The sequence below is a fragment of the Paenibacillus ihuae genome, from assembly GCF_001368795.1.
Lineage (GTDB): Bacteria > Bacillota > Bacilli > Paenibacillales > Paenibacillaceae > Paenibacillus_AQ > Paenibacillus_AQ ihuae.
Window position 1 is genome coordinate 1,605,530 of the sequence record NZ_LN831198.1, and the last position, 17,376, is coordinate 1,622,905.

The following is a 17,376-nucleotide window of genomic DNA, read 5'->3' on the forward strand; positions in this document are numbered from 1 at the left end:
GGAATTGGCAGACGCGCACGGTTCAGGTCCGTGTGGTAGCAATATCGTGGAGGTTCGAGTCCTCTCGACCGCATCAAAAGTTTCAACTAAACCCTTCTGACGAAGGGTTTTTTCATGTTTTCGGGCACAAAAAGACCGCCGCTCTGCTTCGCATGAAAACTTTTTATCGAAATACTGTAACTATTTTGAGGGCCTGGACGAATAAGAAGCAGAAGGAATGCAGAGAGGAGGGGATTTGAACGGACGGACCTAGAAGGGACCACGGTAGCTCCACCCCGGGAAATAAGCCTGCCGTTCCGGCGGATGATGAAGAAGCTGTACTACTGCGGTTCCGCCAGGGGGAGCGGGAAGCTTTTGAGCGGCTGGTCCGGCAATACCGGAAGCCGGCAGTAGGTTTTGCCTATCATCTGACCGGGGACTATCACACAGCCGAAGACTTGGCTCAGGACTGCTTCGCTTATTTGCTGGTGTATCCGGAAAAATATGATTACCGCGCTTCTTTTAAAACCTATCTATTCACCCTCCTCCGCAACAGGAGCATTGACTCTCTTCGCAAAAGACAGCGCGTCCGGCGGATAGAAGCGGGTCCCTACAGCTGGACTGATCCCGCCTGTTCCCGGAATTATTCAACTCATCTCACTCTTGAAGCGGGCGGGCTGCAGCAGCAGGCGCTGCATGATCCCGAGCAGATAGCGATTGTCCATGAGGAAAACAGGGAATGGCAGCTGCGGATGCAGCATCTAAAGCCGGACTACCGGACAGCAGTTTATCTTGTTGATATTAGCGGACTGTCCTATACGGAGGCAGCGGCTATTATGAGCCGCACAGCGGTAAGCTTTAAGGTGCTCCTGCACCGGGCGCGTAAAAAACTCAGACAGATCTACGAGAAGGAGGAGTGGGAGTATGAAGTCAAGCGAAAAAGATCAAGCGTTTCTGGATGAAGTGTATCGGAAAGCCCGTCTGCTGGAATTTGATAAGCGTGAAGCGGAGAAGGTAGAGCGAAACAGCCGGCGGCTGAGCCGGCAGAGAAATACTAAATTTGCGGGAATTGTGTTTGTCGCCGCTGTTGTCTTTTTACTTATCCGGGCCGGAAGGATGGATCAGCCGCTGGTCCTTCTGCTGTCACTCCTCTTGTTCGGAGCAGGTCTGCTAGTGGAAAAAACGGAATTGGCCTGGAGAGCGGACAACGATAAGTGACGGAATTCAAAGCATGTGAAGGAGAGGAGATAGGGAGAATGGAGCTTAACATCGAACAACTAACCAAAACATATGGGAATAAGCAGGCGCTGAACGCTGTCAGCTTCCGGGTAGGCGAAGGGATACACGGATTGCTTGGACCAAATGGAGCAGGTAAAACCACGCTGATGCGGCTGCTCGCCACCTTGCTTACACCGACTTCCGGGAGAGCAGTAATTGACGGTGTCCCGCTAACGGATAAAGCGCAGATCCGCCAGCTTGTCGGTTATCTGCCGCAGGAGTTTGCTTTTTATCCCGGGATGTCCGTCCTGGAAGCAATGGATTATCTTGCGCTGCTGTCCGGGATGAAGAGCCGCCAGAAGCGTAAGCAGAGAATTGACGAGCTGCTGGAGCAGGTGAATCTGAGTGAGCAGCGGCGGACCAAGGTAAAAGCGCTCTCGGGCGGAATGAAACGCCGCCTCGGTGTCGCCCAGGCGATGGTGCATGAGCCGAAGCTGCTCATTGTCGATGAGCCGACGGCGGGGCTTGATCCGGAGGAGCGGATCCGCTTCCGGCGGTTGCTGAGCCGGTTCGCTGAGGGCAGGATCGTTCTCTTGTCCACGCATGTAGTCGAGGACGTGGAATCCACCTGTGAGCAGATGACTGTGCTGCATCAGGGAAGTCTGCGCTACCACGGCAGAGTTGGCGACCTGACAGGTGCTGCCGCCGGTCGCGTCTGGACGGCGGAGCTTGACCGGTCGCAGTGGGAGCGGGAACACGACCGCTTTCCCGTGCTGTCTGCTGTGCCGGAAGGAGGCGGAATGCGCATCCGTGTTCTCGCGGATCAGCAGCCTTATCCGGAAGCGCAGCAGGCCGTGCCGTCCATCGAGGACGCCTACCTTTACCTGATGCGCAGGGAGGAATCCTTCGTATGATCGGGCTAGTCGGGAAAGAGATGCGCATGATTCTGCGCAGTCTGGTCTTTTATGTATTTGTGCTTGTGGCCTGCTTCTTTTACTTCACTGAATATGCCGCAGAGCAGACCTGGAGCGAGCTTGCTGCGCCTTCCGCCACTGCACCGCAAAATATGGGTACGAAGGAGCATCCTCTTTACGGATGGAAGCTGCCCGGGAATTCCGCTGAGCTTGCGAAACGGATGAGGACCGAGATTGGCTGGGATCTGAATGCCGGATCAACGACCAAGCTGAGAATCGGCTTTCTAGTCGAGAGTAAGCTGGACAAGGCTGACAAAGCCGCTCTCACAACAGCCGTCTCCGCACTGGACTCCATCCTCCAGGCTCCGGATAAGCACACGGTAGAGGATGTCTTAAAAATTTCCGACGAATTGAATACACAGCTTGGAGGGAACAGCAAATACAAGCGGGGCTTCGATGAGTTCGACTCTCCTATCGAATCCTACGAGGAGGCCGTGACTGCCCAAAAGGAGGCGATGGTGCATTACAACGAGAAGGTGGAAGCGGGAGAGCTGCTCCCCGGAGCAGCGCGCTATTTCAGCGATTATCTCTCGCTCCCGGCCGGGATCTTTCCCGTATTCCTGTCAGCTTTTTTGCTGCTGCGCGACCGTTCCAGCCGGATGAGCGAATTGATTTACAGCCGCCGGGTTTCACCGTGGACTTACGTGGGTTCAAAGTTTTTTGCGCTTGGAATCATGCTCTCGATCGTTTATCTTGTTCTTGCTGTCGCCGGCGGCTGGCAGACCGTGAATGCCCTGGACCTTGAGGGTCAAACCTTCGAAGCGATTATCATCTTCCTCGGATACACAGCCTGGTGGCTGCTTCCTACAGTTTGGACTGCAATTGCTTTCGGCATGTTCGGTTCGATGCTGTTCCGCAGAGCAGTTGCGCCGATTGCCTTACAGATTGTCTGGTGGTTTATTTCCGTGCTGCCGCTTATGGGCTCTTATGGACTATACCGGTTGTTTATCCGCTTTAATTCGCCGGATGATTACGATTTATATAGACAATGGGCTGGTGAGATCGCACTAAACCGCAGCTTTTATCTGCTGCTTGCCTTGCTACTGACAGCCGGAGCCGCCCTGCTGTGGGAAAGAAACCGCAGCCGGACGGATTCCGGACGGGGACGGAGTAAGACAACCGCTGGAAGAAAAGGCAAGGCGGAGGCGGCAGCATGAACGCTCAGACACTCCGGAGCTTAAGCTGGTACAATCTTAAGCTGACCGCCCAGTATTCTTGGCTACTATCCGCCCTTTTGCTGTCCGCTGTGCCATTCTTCATGGATCCTGAAATGATGGAATGGGGGCAGGCCGCCAGGCTGGGAGAGCTGCTGGTCAGCTTCCTGGGTCTTCTTGTGTATCCTCACCTGGCTATGCTCGAAGAAGGGGGGATTGGTGAGGTGCTCTACGCCAAGAGGCTGCGTCCTCACCCCATCTTCCTGTACCGCTGGCTGTTGACCACGCTGTTTGTCTGTCTGCTGATCGCTATTTTTTTCAGCAGTCTGCAGCTGCGCGGCGCGGTCTTCGACCTATGGCCTATGATCGGAGGGGTCACTATTACCGCAGTGGCTATCGGTTCTACAGGTATGACAGCCACGCTTCTGTTTCGCAACACTTCTGGAGGGTATATTGCCGGTTTTGCCTGGTATTTGCTCGATTTCACGACTAAAGGCCGCCTGACCGGACATTTTTATCTGTTTGGGCTCGTGAACGGCAGTTGGAATTCTGATAAATTGCTGCTAGCCGGATTGTCCTGTGTGTTGGCCGTATTCTGCGCCTTCCTGCTGCCGGTCCGAAAACTGGACTAAAAGCATCAGGAGTTCCGGCAGTTCTTGGAAGAACGAAACAACATAATACTTATATCTGACCGCCATACAGTCATTCCGGTGACAAAGGGGCGGTTTTTTCTGTCCTTTAACAGCCGTAGTTTACAGGACTTCATATCTAGGGCGTGTTGGCCGAAAAAAAGGTATAATGTTTATAATTTAAGACCCCCCGACTTTTACAGAGGAGGCATTATCATTGTCCGACATTCTTTATAAAACACTATATTTGCGCTCTTCTACAGGATTTGCCGTCGTTTCCCTGGAGGACGGGACGATCCGGCTGGCCAACCCTGCCTTATGCAAGATGTTCGGATATACGGAGCAGGAGTTTATAGGTCTCCGGTATATGGATATTGCTTGTGCAGAAGAAAAGGACCGGGCGGATCAGGACCGGGTGATGAAGCTTTTGCTGCAAAGCCCTGGTGCGGCTGTAGATAGCGAAGAACGGTTTTTGCATAAAAACGGAGAAATGTTCTGGGTATCACTGCATTTATTTCTAACCTTTGAGGAGAATGCGGTAGCCCCTACATATATGATTGCGGAATTGACCGATATTACGGAACGCGAGCAGGCGGAAAAGAAGATCAGGGAGGAGCATAATCTCTATAATCTGATTACGCAAAATACACCGGATATGATCTCTCTGGCTTATCCTGACGGCACCATATTTTATGTATCCCCTTCTGTAGAGAGAATGCTGGGATATCCCGCCTCAGAAACGATCGGCAAAAAAAGGCCGGAGTTCTATCATGAGGAAGACGCCCATGAGATGAGGGAGCAGGGGAAGCTCTTTTCCGACAGCGATGTGTTTACCCGCAGAGTACGGCATAAAAACGGGGATTATCTGTGGATTGAGAGCTCTTTTCAGGTGATGCGCAATTCAAACGGTGAAGTGGAGCAGGTACTGACGGTTGCCCGGGATATTACAGTGCGGAAGAAGTACGAAGAGATGCTGGCGAATGCCCAGTTCCTGGCGAAGATGGGCTCCTGGGAGTGGGATCATGCAGGCAAGCAGCTGACCGCCTCAAGGGAAATGCGCCAAATTTTCGGACATACAGATGATAACAGCAACCATTCCTTATATGACCCTAAGCTTATTCTGAGCTGCATTGATCCGGAGGATTTGCCCGGGGTAATTCAGGCGATGCTGGATGGTCTGGAGCATGGGGGAAGCGGAAACAAGGTGTTCCGGATTACTTCAGCTGACGGTGTGAAGAAATTTATTGATGCCCATTGGAAAACAGCGCTGGATGCTACAGGGAGTATGCGCTATATCAGCGGTGTGGTTCAGGATGTGACCGAACAACTGATGATGGAGGCGCAGCTGCGGGAAAGCGAGCACAATTACCGGCTGATTTCGGAGAATACCCAGGATTTCATTACAAGGAATACCTCGGATGAGGAGGCCACATATCTGTATGCTTCCCCGGTATGCCAGCAGATGTTCGGATATACCCCGGAAGAACTGGTAGGTACCGCCGGGATGAGTTATGTTCATCCGGAAGATAAAGACAGGGTGCAGGGATATCGGGTCGAAGGCGGGAACGGGAAGCAGCTTGAACCGCTCGTTTTCCGGTTCCGGTGTAAGGACGGTACGTATATGTGGGTGGAGACCACGCTTCGCCATATCACCTCAGGGACTGGGGGGGCACCCGAAATCATCGGCGTGACACGCAATGTTTCGGAGCGCAAGCAGTATGAGCTGAAAATGATGGAAAGTGAGAACCGCTACAAATCCCTGTTCGAATATAATCCCTCCGCAATTATTGCGATGGATCTGGAGGGCTGCATTCAATCGCTCAATGCCAGTCTGCAGTATCTGACCGGTTATTCCCGCGAGAGTCTGCTGCATTCGTCCTACAGTGAGCTTATTGATTTGGATGAACTGGATTTTGTGTCAGACCGGTTCAAGCTCGCTGCCAGCGGAGTGGCTCAGAGCTTTGAGAGCCGGCTGATTCACAGGGACGGCCATGCTGTTGAGGTAAGTATGATTTATGTACCGATTCTGCTGGACTCCCGGGTTGTCGGGGTATTTGCCATCACGAGCGATATTACGGAGCGCAAACGCCATCTGGAGCAGATCGAGAAGCTTAGCTATGAGCATGCGCTGATCCTGAATTCGGTCACCGAGGGTATTTTCGGGATGAGTCTTGAAGGTGAAACGGTGTTCATTAACCCCGCTGCTTCTGCAATGCTGGGTTATGGACCGGGGGAGCTGGGAGGAAGCGTTGCACTGCACTCGATACAGCAGACCTGGCTGGACGGCGAGCCCTACCCGGGAGGCGGCAAGACACTGCCGGAATGGTTCTCCGAGCATCTATCCTACGAAGAAAAGGAAGGGGTATTCTGGAGACGGGACGGCTCCAGCTTTCTGGTCAAATACCGGATGACCCCGCTGTTCGACAATGGGGAACGCAAGGGCGTTGTAGTGGTATTCCGCGACATTACCGAGGAAAAGGCTATTGTGCGGGCCAAGGAGTCGGCGGAGCAGGCGGACCGGGCAAAATCAGAGTTTCTGGCGATCATGAGCCATGAGCTGCGCACACCGATGAACGGGATTATCGGGATGGCCGATTTGCTCGCCGGAACGGAACTGAGTGAAGAGCAGCAATATTATACGCAAATCATTAATAAAAGCGGCGCAGCCCTGCTGCTTATTCTGAATGAGGTGCTTGATTTCAGCAAAATTGAGGCGGGGATGATGTCTATCGAGCAGCAGGTGGTCGATCTCCGCCAGGTTATGACCCATGTCACCGAAATTTTTTACCCCCGGGTAAAGGAAAAGGGCCTTAATCTGCATGCAGACATTGATCCTGCGCTTCCGCAGCTTCTGGTAACCGATGAAGGACGGCTGCGCCAGATTCTTATTAATCTCGTAGGAAATGCAGTGAAATTTACCGAAGAAGGGTCAGTTAGTCTTTCTGTGAAGCTGGAAGCGCTCAGGGAACCGGGGCAAGCGATTCTCAAGTTCACAGTAAAGGATACCGGAATTGGCATTCCGCAGGCGAGCCAAGGCTTGCTGTTCCAATCCTTTTCCCAGCTGCATCCATCCATTAACCGCAAGTATGGCGGGACTGGACTGGGGCTTGCGATCAGCAAAAAGCTGGTCGAGCTGCTGGGCGGAGCGATTGGGGTAGACAGCCGGGAGGATGAGGGATCGGAATTCTACTTCACCATTGAAGCATTAATCCCTCAGCAGTCTGCCCAGGGGATCATTACTGCAGGCACCGGTGATAAACAGATAAAAGTGAAGAACAGACGTACAGAGTACTCTGCAGGCGAATTTGGACCGCTCTCGATTCTGATTGCCGAAGATCATCCGGTGAACCTGCAAATTTTACAGGTCTATCTGAAGAAACGGGGATATGCTGCCGATGTGGCTCTGAATGGTCAGCAGGCTGTTGAAGCGGTGCGCTCGCATCATTATGATCTGATCTTTATGGATATTCAAATGCCTCTGATGGACGGTATCGAGGCTGCCATGAAAATAAGGGAGGAGCACGGGCTGTATCCGGTGATTGTAGCGGCTACGGCTTTTGCCCAAAAAGAAGACAGGGAGCTGTGCCTGAAAGTAGGCATGCAGGACTTCATCTCCAAACCGATTCGTACGGAGGAGCTGGACAGGGTGCTGCGGGAATGGTCAGCCCAAATCCGCAGATAGGGTATACTACCCTTGTGAAGGGAGGGTCTCTACGTGAAATGGCTCCTTTATATACTGTTCGCTCTGCTGTACCTGATCGTTACTTTTTTCGGGCTGGGACCGGTATTGTTCGCGGATGGTTCTACAGCTGAACGGATGGTAACACTGGTTGTAGTGCTGCTGATCTATGTGCTAATTACGCTTTGGCTGCGGAGTGTGCTGAAAAGGCTGCGCAATCGTTGACAAAGATCCTCGGCTGACTATATTTATAATATTCGTAATAATTACGATATAAAATTTAAGTCAGCGAGAGGGAATAATATTGCATACAATGAAACGCGGTGATTTTATGATCATTGTGCTGGTTTTGCTGCTCGCAGGCTCCATCTATGGGGTCAAATGGATAAGTGTCCGGGGTGAGCAATATGCGCAGGGTGATTTGAAAGCTGTGATTACAGTGAACGGCAAAGCCTACAAAACTATCGCACTGACCAAAGAAGAGCAAACGATCGATATCAAGACCAAGTTTGGCCACAACACGCTTAAAGTATATGACTACGGCATTCAGATGACTTATTCGGATGCACCACTGCCTATTGCAATGGAGATGGGGTTCATCTCCAGGCCGAAACAGCAGATTATCTGCATTCCGGCCCGCCTGATGGTTGAGGTGATCAATCCGCACAAATCGGTTGATGATGACGAAGAGCTGGATGCGGTTATTTAGCTTCGTTCTCTACCGGGCTAACCGGGAGCTGCTCCCAGGCTGCTATGGAGTCGGCGCTGGTGTACACATAGGGTGTTGAAGGCTGAGGGATCGGTGTCAGACTTTGCGGCGTAATCATCACAATCTCCTGATCTTCGAATACTGCAACATGAAGCTTGCCCCGTACCTCAATCCAGGTGTCTGCGGGCAGGCTTATTTGCGTTTGCGGGTCAAGCAGGATGCCAAAAGGGGTCGCGTCCGCTGTACAGCACTGAACGAGAAAGCGGCTAATGGCATAGGTGTAATTGCCCGCCCGCTGCTCACGGTACAGAAATCCGGATACGCTGATCTCCTTACCCTCAAATTGCTTCTTGTACAGATCAATTGCGCCGAATGTCTCCGAAAAGATCTCCGGATATACGTTAATCACCGGCTGCTTATACAGCTTACCGGCCAGTTCGGCGAACTCAGCCTGATAAGGATTAACAGCGGTAAAGCGCTCTTCTCTCCCGGTTTCAGGCAGGACATAGGTTAGGGAGATCCCCTTTCTTGCAGCTGCTTCGCTGCCTAGCGCCCGGTCGGGAAGCAGAAAGCCGAGCAGCAGGGGGAACAGGAACAGGCCGTAGAGGGCACTGCTTCTCAGGAGAGAACGGGGCAGCTGGTGCTCGCAGTCGCAGAGTGCGCTGCTTTTGCCGAATAAAGCCTGCAGACTGAGACTCGCAGCCATCAGTGACAGCGGCACCGGACAAAGCCTGATCCAGCGCGCCAGCTTAGGCGCAACATAATAATGCAGCGCATCCTGCTGGCTTAAATGTCCGATATACAGCGCGAAACCGAGCAGAAGGACCGCCCTGAGCAGATAATGCATGCGGATGCTTCGCGGGTCATTCATGTGGACCTCCTAAAAATTTTGTAAGCATTTCTCACAGCCACAATGAAGCGAGTACAGAGCCGGTGAACACGGCGGAGAAGATGAGGAAGAAGAGGTACAATGCAAATTTGGTTTTGAACAGCGACAGCAGCATAAGTGAATTCTTGAAATCAAGCATCGGCCCAAGCACCATGAAGGCGAGCAGGGAACCTGCAGGAAACGTATGCAGGAAGGTGGCCGCAACAAAGGCATCTGAGGTCGAGCACAGGGAGAGCACGAAGGCGAGTCCCATCATGAACAGGTAGGCGCCGAGCGGCTGTTCTCCGATGGCGGCCAGGCTGCCATGATTCATAAAAGTCTGAATGCCGGAGGTCAGCAGGCAGCCGATGATTAAATATTTGCCCATTTCAAAAAACTCGTCCGAGGTATGTACAAGGACCGAGACCAGCCGGCCTCCGCGCGTACGGAGCTGATGGGGTTCGGCAGTCTCCCGTTTGATGGACAGGCGCAGCGGCGATTTTTGGACAGTAGCGTAAATGATGAGTCCGATCCCTGCTGCCACGGCAAAAGCCAGTCCCATCCGCGCATAAGCCAGCCATGGATGAGAGCGGAAGGCGGTCAGTGTTGCCCCGTAGACGACGGGATTCAGAATCGGGCCGGACAGAATGAACACAATGGCTACATATAGCGGCATTCCCTTGTGCATCAGGCGGCGGACAAGCGGGATCATCCCGCATTCGCAGACCGGGAAAATAATGCCGAGCAGACAGCCGAACAGAATCGCTGGAACCGGCCGCCGCGGAACCCACCGCGAGATCCATTCGTCCGGTACGAATACCCTCAGCAGCGAGGAGAGCAGCGCCCCCAGCAGCACAAATGGCAGAGCTTCCAGCAATATGCCGATAAAGGATGTTTTGAAGGTGTCCATATATGCATTGTCCAGCAGCTCCGGATGTTCCGGCAGCCAGACCATACCGAAGATGATCAGGAAGACGGCGGGAACAAGCAGCGGCAGGATTTTGAGCGGCAAAAGGGTTGTCAAGGCTGGATTGGCTCCTTCCCGGTCTTTGCTTTAGGCGAACAGTGCATTCCAGCCCTCGGCCAGACGTTTCTCATCCAGATTAAGACCGATGAATACGATATAGGGCAAGCCGGGATACCGTGAGGTTTCCCAGGTTACGCGGTTTCCGGCAAATTGGACAAGCTGAACGGGCTGGGGCTCTTGCTCCTGTTCTGCTAGACGGACATGACCTTTTGCCCTTACCAGGGTGCTGCCCCATTCCCGGAAGAAAGCCTCCAGCTCCCCCCCTGCGGATGCTCCGCTCTCCTGCCTGCGGGAAGGTCAGTGTGACGGCAGTTACTTGAGAATAAGAAGCGTCAGCTTTTGTATCAGGCTCCTGTACAGCAGTTGCTCCCCTGGCCTGTCCTGAATTCATACGTTCCAGCGGAACTCCATGAATGCTGCGGGAACTGCGCTGTGCCGCAGCGATGCGGGGCGCCTGCTGGGTGATTCCGGCCAAGAGCGGAGCCAGATTAATTTCGCTGTAATGGGTAAAGACGATTTCCGAATCCGCGTTATACTTACGGACGGTCTTTTCAATTCTCCATAACGTTTCCGGCTCCACCAGATCCGATTTATTGACGATCAGCAGGTCAGCACCGCTCAGCTGCTTGCGCAGGGTACGGATCAGCTGCTTATCGGCCGAAAAACGGCTGTTATACTCCAGTACATTCTCCGCATCCAGCACCGTAACTGTATAATGCAGCACAAGACGCTCGTTTAGCGGAGGTGACTGCAGCGATTTGGCAATTTCTTCGGGGTCGGCAACCCCGGTTAGTTCAACAAAGATTATATCCGGCCGCCGGGCCATCAGGGCATTCAGGCTCCTCGGCAGGTCCTCCTTGCGGCTGCAGCATACACAGCCGTCCAGCAGCTTTTCCACCGTTGTGCCTGTATGCTCCTGCAGAATATATCCGTCCACATCGCGTTTCCCCAGCTCATTCATCACTACACCCGGATTAAGCCCCCGTACCTTGCTCTCCTTCAGCAGGGTGAGCAGGAGGGTTGTCTTCCCGCTCCCCAGAAAACCGCTCAATATCATCACTGGTATCTTCATGGTCCACACTCCCGCTTTTGTTGTTTGTAACTGCAAGAATCATAGTTTCATAATTCCATCTATACGTCATTTGGCGGACAGAAAGACCACAATTCTAAGAGAGTCCCTTGTAACGGTAATAGAAATTTTCTGCCGCAGACGGTTGACACCGGGATAATATAACCTGTATGATGTGTAAATCGTAATTATTACGATTAAATATAAGGAGCTGAACACAATGAGAGTAGTTATAACTTTGGCTTGTACAGAAACAGGCGACCGCAACTATACCACTACCAAGAATAAGAGAAATCATCCGGGACGGCTGGAAATGAAGAAGTATTGTCCGCGTCTCAAGCGCGTTACGCTGCACCGTGAGACACGCTGAGGCTTTAGGTGATGAGTAGAATAAAACTACGCTAAGGTAAGGAGCAAACCGATGAAGAAAATACCTGTAACTGTGCTGAGCGGATACCTCGGCTCCGGCAAAACCACACTGTTGAATCACATTCTGCATAACCGCGACGGCTTGAGGGTAGCGGTCATTGTCAATGACATGAGCGAGGTGAATGTGGATGCTAATCTGGTGAAATCCGGAAACACACTCTCCCGGACGGAAGAGAAGCTGGTGGAAATGTCTAACGGCTGCATTTGCTGCACCCTGCGGGATGATCTGCTGCGTGAAGTCAGCAATCTGGCCGCCGAAGGCCGGTTCGATTATATTCTGATCGAATCCTCCGGCATCAGCGAACCGGTTCCCGTGGCCCAGACCTTCACTTACGCCAATCCGGAGCTGGATATTGATCTTACAGAGCTGGCCAGATTGGATACGATGGTTACCGTGGTTGATGCCAACCGGTTCTGGCATGACTTTGCCTCAGGCGACAGTCTGATCGACCGTAACATGACTGCCGGAGAAGGTGACTACCGTGATATTGTCGATCTGCTGATAGACCAGATTGAGACCTGTGACGTGCTGCTGCTGAACAAATGTGATCTGGTGGAAGAGCAGGAGCTGAACAAGCTGGAGGCTGTGCTTCACAGGCTTCAGCCGTCCGCCAAGATTATCCGCACGGTTAAAGGCGCGGTGGATCCCAAGGAAATTTTGAATACGGGGCTGTTTGATTTTGAGACAACAAGCATGTCCTCCGGCTGGATCGCCGAGCTGAATAAAGACGGCCATACGCCTGAAACAGAAGAATACGGTATCGGTTCCTTTGTCTACCGGCGCAGAACGCCGTTCCATCCGCAGAGACTAAGCTTCTTCTTCAGTAACTGGCCGGAAGAGGTTGTGCGCGCCAAAGGGCTGGTCTGGCTTGCCGCCAAGGGAGACCTTGCCGCGACATTAAGCCAGGCCGGGCCTTCGATCCAGTTCGGGCCTGCCGGCTACTGGCTGGCCACACTGCCGGAAGCGCAGCAGCTTGAGGTGCTGGAGAATGAGCCGGATGTGAAGGACAAATGGGACGGGCAGTGGGGAGACCGGATGAATGAGATCGTGTTTATTGGTGTCGGTATGGACCGCGCCGTGCTGGAGGCACGGCTCGACAGATGTCTGCTGACCACAGAAGAGATGCAGCAGGACTGGGAGCAGTTCAATAATCCGCTGCCCTGGCCGGCAGAGGAGCTGCTCGCGGCAGCTCAGGAATAGGACTGTAAGTTCAGGAGGAAGTCCGAGACGGGCCGGAATCGTTAGCTTTGATTCCGGCTTTTTGCTGCCTTGCCTGGCGGTCTAATCGTTAATTTTACGATTAATTTGCTGATTTTGGTTTACAAATCGTAATTATTACGATAATATCAGTGAGGTTAATGCGTAATTATTACTATTAAGTTGGGAGGCGGCTCTATGATTTTGTCATCGATGCGGGATGTGGTATTTGGTTACGGGGAGGATCCGGTCATTGACCGCCTCTCACTGGATATTGAAGCCGGGCAGTTTATCGGGATTACCGGCCCGAACGGGGCGGCGAAGACTACACTGCTTAAGCTAATGCTGGGACTGCTCCGGCCGTGGAGCGGAACGGTAACCTTGAACAAGGAGCTGGCTGCGGATGGCAGGCTTGAAATCGGCTATGTTCCGCAGCAGGTTGCATCCTTCAATGCCGGATTTCCCAGCAAAGTTATTGAGCTGGTCCGTTCCGGCTGCTACGGGCGGCTGGGACTATTCCGGCGCTTCTCGCAGGAGCAGGAGGCGCTTGTGGAGCGCTGCCTGCGGCAGGTGGATATGTGGGAATACCGCAACCGCAGAATCGGTGAATTGTCCGGCGGGCAGAAGCAGCGGATCTGTATCGCCCGGGCGCTGGCCCAGCAGCCGCAGGTGCTGGTGCTGGACGAACCGGCAACCGGCATGGATCTGGAGAGCCGTACCGGCTTCTATGGGCTCATGCGTCATTATGTAAATGCGCATGGCCGAACCGTGATAATGGTCACTCATGGCCTGGAAGAAACTAGCCCCTATCTGGATAGCATCATCAGCCTGGAGCGAAAGGAGCAGGAGGGCTGGATATGTTTAGTTACGAATTCATGCAGCGCGCATTTTGGGCCGGGGGCCTGATTGGGATGATCGGTCCGCTGCTTGGGGTGTATCTGATGCTGCGCCGCCAGGTGCTGATGGCCGATACACTGTCGCATGTATCGCTTGCAGGGGTAGCGCTGGGTTCGGTGCTGCAGCTGAATCCGGCACTCAGCGGTTTTGCGGTTGCCGTCGCCGGCGGAATCGTCATCGAGCAGCTGCGCCGTTCCTACCGTACATACAGTGAGCTTCCGGTAGCGATTATCATGACTTCGGGGCTGGCGCTCGCGGTGGTACTTATGAGCCTGAAGCAGAATCTGAGCAAGAGCTTCAGCTCTTACCTGTTTGGCTCTATCGTAGCCGTCAGCGATACCCAGCTGAAGCTTATCGCGATTGTTGCCGCCGCCGGATTGCTATATTTCATCGTTTTACGCAGGCCGCTTTACAGCCTCACCTTTGACGAAGAAACCGCCAGTATCAGCGGTGTTCATACAGGGCTGCTGTCCTTTTCATTTGCCGTGCTTACGGGAATGACAGTTGCTGCAGCTATGCCGGTAGTCGGTGTACTGCTGGTGTCCGCACTGATTGTGCTCCCGGCATCGATCGCTCTGCGCATCTCTTCCGGTTTCACTGCCGCAATACTAATTGCTGTGTCCACAGGTCTGCTCGGAGTTTTCAGCGGTCTGACTGCGTCCTATTACATCAATACGCCTCCGGGAGGTACGATTGCCCTTATTCTGCTTATATTCCTGCTGACCGCAATCGGGGTTCAGAAGCTGCTCAGGCTGAAGCACCGCCGCAGCAAATATGGAAGACCTTTGAAGCAACTCGAAATTCATTCCAAAACATAGATATCATTGAAGAAAAAGGAGCTGTTATCTCTCATGTTAACTTTTCGAATCCGAAATCTTGCTGTTCTATCCCTGTCTGCCCTTTTGATTGCCGCGGGCTGCGGCAGCAACAGCAACTCTGCAAACAATGCCGGCAATACAGGCGCTAATGGAAGCTTATCCGCTAAAGAGACCAGCTCTGCCGCCCCGGATAAGCTGAATATTAAAGTCAGTTTCTATCCGATGTACGAATTCACTAAAAACATCGTTGGCAATCTCGCCGATGTGGAGACGCTTGTCCCTGCCGGAATCGAGCCGCATGACTGGGAGCCGACCGCCAAGGACATGGCGGCAATTACCGGTGCCGATGTGCTCATCTACAATGGAGCAGGCATGGAAGGCTGGGTGGAGCAGGTGCTTGACAGTGCCTCTGGCAGCAAACTGGTCACGGTGGAAGCCAGCAAGGGGCTGAATATTATTGAAGGTACAGAAGAGGAAGAGCCACATGCCGAAGGAGAAGCGGATGACCATGATCATGCCGGCGAAGATCATGAACATGAGGATGAAGCTCATGCTGAAGAAGAACCGGGTCATAATCACGACCATGGCGGACTAGATCCCCATGTTTGGCTGGCACCTTCCCTGGCAATCAAAGAGGTCCGTACCATTGAAGCAGCGTTGTCCGCTGCCTCTCCTGAGAATGCCGCTGCATTCCAGACCAATGCTGACAGCTATGTCGCTAAGCTGGAACAGCTTGATCAGGACTTCAAAGATGGGCTTGCGGGTACAAAGCGCACGGATTTTATTACACAGCATGCGGCCTTCGGCTATCTTGCTAAGGAGTATGGTCTATCACAAGTGCCAATTGCCGGCCTGTCGCCGGAACAGGAGCCTTCAGCCGCCCAAATGGCTGAAATCGTTGAGTTTGCGAAGGCGCATGATGTAAAGACGATCTTTTTTGAAACCCTCGTCTCCTCCAGTGTAGCAGACACTATTGCCCAGGAAATTGGAGCCAAGTCGGCTGTGCTGAATCCGATTGAGGGCTTAACCGATGAGGACCGCAGCAATGAACTGGATTATGTCGCGATTATGCGCCAGAATCTTGAAGCACTGAAGACGGCGTTAAATGAGTAGGCATTACTTATATTCAATAGGAAGGGTGGATACACGGTATGGCAAAGAAATCTAAAGTAGTTAAGGAGCTCAAACGTCAGGAGCTGGTTGCCAAATACGCGGATAAACGCAGAGAACTGAAGGCGCAGGGGGATTATATGGGACTTCAGAAGCTCCCGCGCGATTCCTCAGCCACCCGGCAAAAGAACAGATGCACCGTCTCGGGAAGACCCAGAGGCTATCTAAGCAAATTTAAGGTTTCGCGGATCGTCTTCCGTGATCTGGCACTGAAAGGACAAATTCCCGGTGTAACCAAATCTAGCTGGTAGTCCGGTTAGACAAGCTTCATATAAAATACAGCAAGAGCGGCCAACGTCCCGGGGTACCGGATACTGGCCGTTCTTCGCTGTGCGTTAAAGCTTTGCTTGAACAAGCCCGGTGAATTAAGATAGTAGACAAAACTGTACAAGCTGTGCCGGAAGGAGGCTGAAGGATGAGCTATATCAATACCTTTATTCGTGTTTCAGCAGATTGCCCGGTGGAAACGGGAGTGGTTCCGGTGACTTCCCGGCCGCTGCCGCCTGCGCATGTCATCCAGTATGAGCTGCTTGCAGGCGCTCCATACAAGTACACACACGAAGAGCTGCTGTATGAAATTCATATGCGTCATAAACAAATTCCTGAGGAAGAACGGACCGCCCGCAAGAATGAGATATGGGCAGAACTGTTCTCCAAGAAGCATCCCTGTCTGCGGGCATCTATGCTGCCGAAGAGATTCGGCTGGGGCATCCATTATAACGAAGATGGAAAAATTGCGCTCTACGCCAAGGAATCGCCGGAATATAACCAGTTTATTTCCAGAACGGGTGATGGGCTAACACTGCTTATTGCTATGCGGAGCAACCGAAACTGAAGCCAAGGGGAGAAGGGGGAGCATGTACAAGACTATTGAAGAGCTTACACTGAACACCTGGCCGGCGGAGCAAAGCGTATTGCTTGAAGGCTGGATTCTACGGACCGCCGCAGGATATACCAAACGTTCCAACTCAGTGAATCCGTTGTTCGGGCCGGCGAAGTACGAGCAGGGGCTGGATGTGCAGCACAAGATACAGCTAGCCGAGCAGTATTACGAAAGAGCGGGATTGAAGCCTGTATTCAAAATCACTCTGTATACCCGGCCGGCCGATTTGGATGCCCTTTTGACCGAACTTGGCTACCTGAAAGACAGCCCCTCTTCGGTCCGTGTCCGGGAGCTTCAGGAGTTGCCGCCATTGCAGAGACGGTACCCCCTGCTGATCCGCGGGGAAATGACAGAAGAGTGGCTTGGCGCGTTCTCACAGCAAGCGAAGCTGAACAGCAAACAGCGGGATACTCTATGCCGTATGCTGGGAGCCTCCTTTTTACAGCAGGGTTATGCGCTCTTGTTGAAGGACGGGGTTCCGGCTGCCTGCGGACTGGGTGTGATTCAGCATGGGTATATTGGTCTGTATGATATTATTACAGCTCCCGCTTACCGCAGGCAAGGGCTGGCAGAGGAACTGGTCACGGGACTTCTGCACTGGGGGAAAATGCAGGGGCTACGGCTTCTTTTCTGCAAGTGGTCATGGAAAACAGCGGTGCTTCCGCCCTATATGAC

At 52.9% G+C, this 17,376-nt stretch carries 20 protein-coding genes and 1 pseudogene; 17 read left to right on the forward strand and 4 right to left on the reverse strand.

Features of this window, described 5'->3' with window-relative positions; genetic code table 11:
• The 9 genes from AQR02_RS33015 to AQR02_RS07085 all read left to right on the forward strand — a co-directional run.
• Positions 1-239, forward strand: a 239-nt coding sequence (locus AQR02_RS33015) for a hypothetical protein (protein ID WP_209444132.1), incomplete at its 5' end; no start/stop codon positions are given.
• An 84-nt stretch (positions 240-323) separates the two neighbouring features.
• Positions 324-941, forward strand: a complete 618-nt coding sequence (locus AQR02_RS07050; protein ID WP_082451702.1) for an RNA polymerase sigma factor — start codon at positions 324-326, stop codon at positions 939-941.
• Entirely contained in the window at positions 904-1,197 is a 294-nt protein-coding gene (locus AQR02_RS07055; protein WP_054939977.1) for a hypothetical protein, read from the forward strand. Before AQR02_RS07050 ends, AQR02_RS07055 begins: the two co-directional genes overlap by 38 nt.
• A gap of 38 nt (positions 1,198-1,235) precedes the next feature.
• The gene (locus AQR02_RS07060; RefSeq protein WP_054939978.1) at positions 1,236-2,111 is read left to right on the forward strand and encodes an ABC transporter ATP-binding protein; all 876 of its coding nucleotides are present in this window, start codon (positions 1,236-1,238) and stop codon (positions 2,109-2,111) included.
• Complete coding sequence (locus tag AQR02_RS07065; RefSeq protein WP_054939979.1) at positions 2,108-3,328, forward strand: ABC transporter permease; 1,221 nt, start codon at positions 2,108-2,110, stop codon at positions 3,326-3,328. Before AQR02_RS07060 ends, AQR02_RS07065 begins: the two co-directional genes overlap by 4 nt.
• Positions 3,325-3,957 carry a hypothetical protein gene (locus AQR02_RS07070; protein ID WP_054939980.1) on the forward strand — a complete coding sequence of 211 codons (633 nt, stop codon included), beginning with the start codon at positions 3,325-3,327 and terminating at the stop codon, positions 3,955-3,957. The genes AQR02_RS07065 and AQR02_RS07070 overlap by 4 nt, the downstream gene beginning before the upstream one ends.
• A gap of 214 nt (positions 3,958-4,171) precedes the next feature.
• The gene (locus AQR02_RS07075) at positions 4,172-7,636 is read left to right on the forward strand and encodes a PAS domain-containing hybrid sensor histidine kinase/response regulator (RefSeq protein ID WP_054939981.1); all 3,465 of its coding nucleotides are present in this window, start codon (positions 4,172-4,174) and stop codon (positions 7,634-7,636) included.
• 33 nt (positions 7,637-7,669) lie between these two features.
• Positions 7,670-7,858 (forward strand): DUF6954 family protein, encoded by a 189-nt coding sequence (locus AQR02_RS07080; RefSeq protein WP_054939982.1) that lies wholly within the window; start codon positions 7,670-7,672, stop codon positions 7,856-7,858.
• Positions 7,859-7,946: 88 nt separating this feature from the next.
• Positions 7,947-8,342: a NusG domain II-containing protein gene (locus tag AQR02_RS07085; RefSeq protein ID WP_054942018.1), complete on the forward strand. Its 396-nt coding sequence runs from the start codon at positions 7,947-7,949 to the stop codon at positions 8,340-8,342.
• On the opposite strand, the gene AQR02_RS07090 is transcribed toward AQR02_RS07085, so the two are convergent.
• The 4 genes and pseudogenes from AQR02_RS07090 to AQR02_RS33685 all read right to left on the reverse strand — a co-directional run.
• Positions 8,335-9,213, reverse strand: coding sequence for a TIGR03943 family putative permease subunit (locus tag AQR02_RS07090; RefSeq protein ID WP_054939983.1), 879 nt, complete (start codon positions 9,211-9,213; stop codon positions 8,335-8,337). The two genes, AQR02_RS07085 and AQR02_RS07090, sit on opposite strands and share 8 nt — an antisense overlap.
• A gap of 31 nt (positions 9,214-9,244) precedes the next feature.
• Complete coding sequence (locus AQR02_RS07095) at positions 9,245-10,234, reverse strand: permease (protein ID WP_054939984.1); 990 nt, start codon at positions 10,232-10,234, stop codon at positions 9,245-9,247.
• 30 nt (positions 10,235-10,264) lie between these two features.
• Positions 10,265-10,492 (reverse strand): GTP-binding protein, encoded by a 228-nt coding sequence (locus tag AQR02_RS33680; protein ID WP_342447475.1) that lies wholly within the window; start codon positions 10,490-10,492, stop codon positions 10,265-10,267.
• Positions 10,493-10,808: 316 nt separating this feature from the next.
• Positions 10,809-11,309 (reverse strand): annotated as a pseudogene (locus tag AQR02_RS33685) (GTP-binding protein); the annotation flags it as partial.
• 217 nt (positions 11,310-11,526) lie between these two features.
• Between AQR02_RS33685 and rpmG the strand changes: the two are divergent.
• The 8 genes from rpmG to AQR02_RS07140 form a co-directional block, all read left to right on the forward strand.
• Entirely contained in the window at positions 11,527-11,676 is a 150-nt protein-coding gene (gene rpmG, locus AQR02_RS07105; protein ID WP_054939986.1) for a 50S ribosomal protein L33, read from the forward strand.
• Positions 11,677-11,727: 51 nt separating this feature from the next.
• A complete protein-coding gene (locus AQR02_RS07110; RefSeq protein ID WP_054939987.1) occupies positions 11,728-12,936 on the forward strand; it encodes a GTP-binding protein in 1,209 nt (402 codons plus the stop codon).
• Between the two features lie 195 nt (positions 12,937-13,131).
• Positions 13,132-13,839 carry a metal ABC transporter ATP-binding protein gene (locus AQR02_RS07115; protein WP_054942019.1) on the forward strand — a complete coding sequence of 236 codons (708 nt, stop codon included), beginning with the start codon at positions 13,132-13,134 and terminating at the stop codon, positions 13,837-13,839.
• On the forward strand, positions 13,785-14,648 hold the full coding sequence (locus tag AQR02_RS07120) for a metal ABC transporter permease (protein WP_054939988.1): 864 nt from the start codon (positions 13,785-13,787) through the stop codon (positions 14,646-14,648). The genes AQR02_RS07115 and AQR02_RS07120 overlap by 55 nt, the downstream gene beginning before the upstream one ends.
• 33 nt (positions 14,649-14,681) lie before the next feature.
• On the forward strand, positions 14,682-15,761 hold the full coding sequence (locus tag AQR02_RS07125; protein ID WP_054939989.1) for a metal ABC transporter substrate-binding protein: 1,080 nt from the start codon (positions 14,682-14,684) through the stop codon (positions 15,759-15,761).
• A 38-nt stretch (positions 15,762-15,799) separates the two neighbouring features.
• On the forward strand, positions 15,800-16,069 hold the full coding sequence (gene rpsN, locus AQR02_RS07130; protein ID WP_054939990.1) for a 30S ribosomal protein S14: 270 nt from the start codon (positions 15,800-15,802) through the stop codon (positions 16,067-16,069).
• Between the two features lie 164 nt (positions 16,070-16,233).
• A complete protein-coding gene (locus tag AQR02_RS07135) occupies positions 16,234-16,653 on the forward strand; it encodes a DUF6157 family protein (RefSeq protein ID WP_054939991.1) in 420 nt (139 codons plus the stop codon).
• 22 nt (positions 16,654-16,675) lie between these two features.
• Positions 16,676-17,376, forward strand: a 701-nt coding sequence (locus AQR02_RS07140) for a GNAT family N-acetyltransferase (RefSeq protein ID WP_054939992.1), incomplete at its 3' end; no start/stop codon positions are given.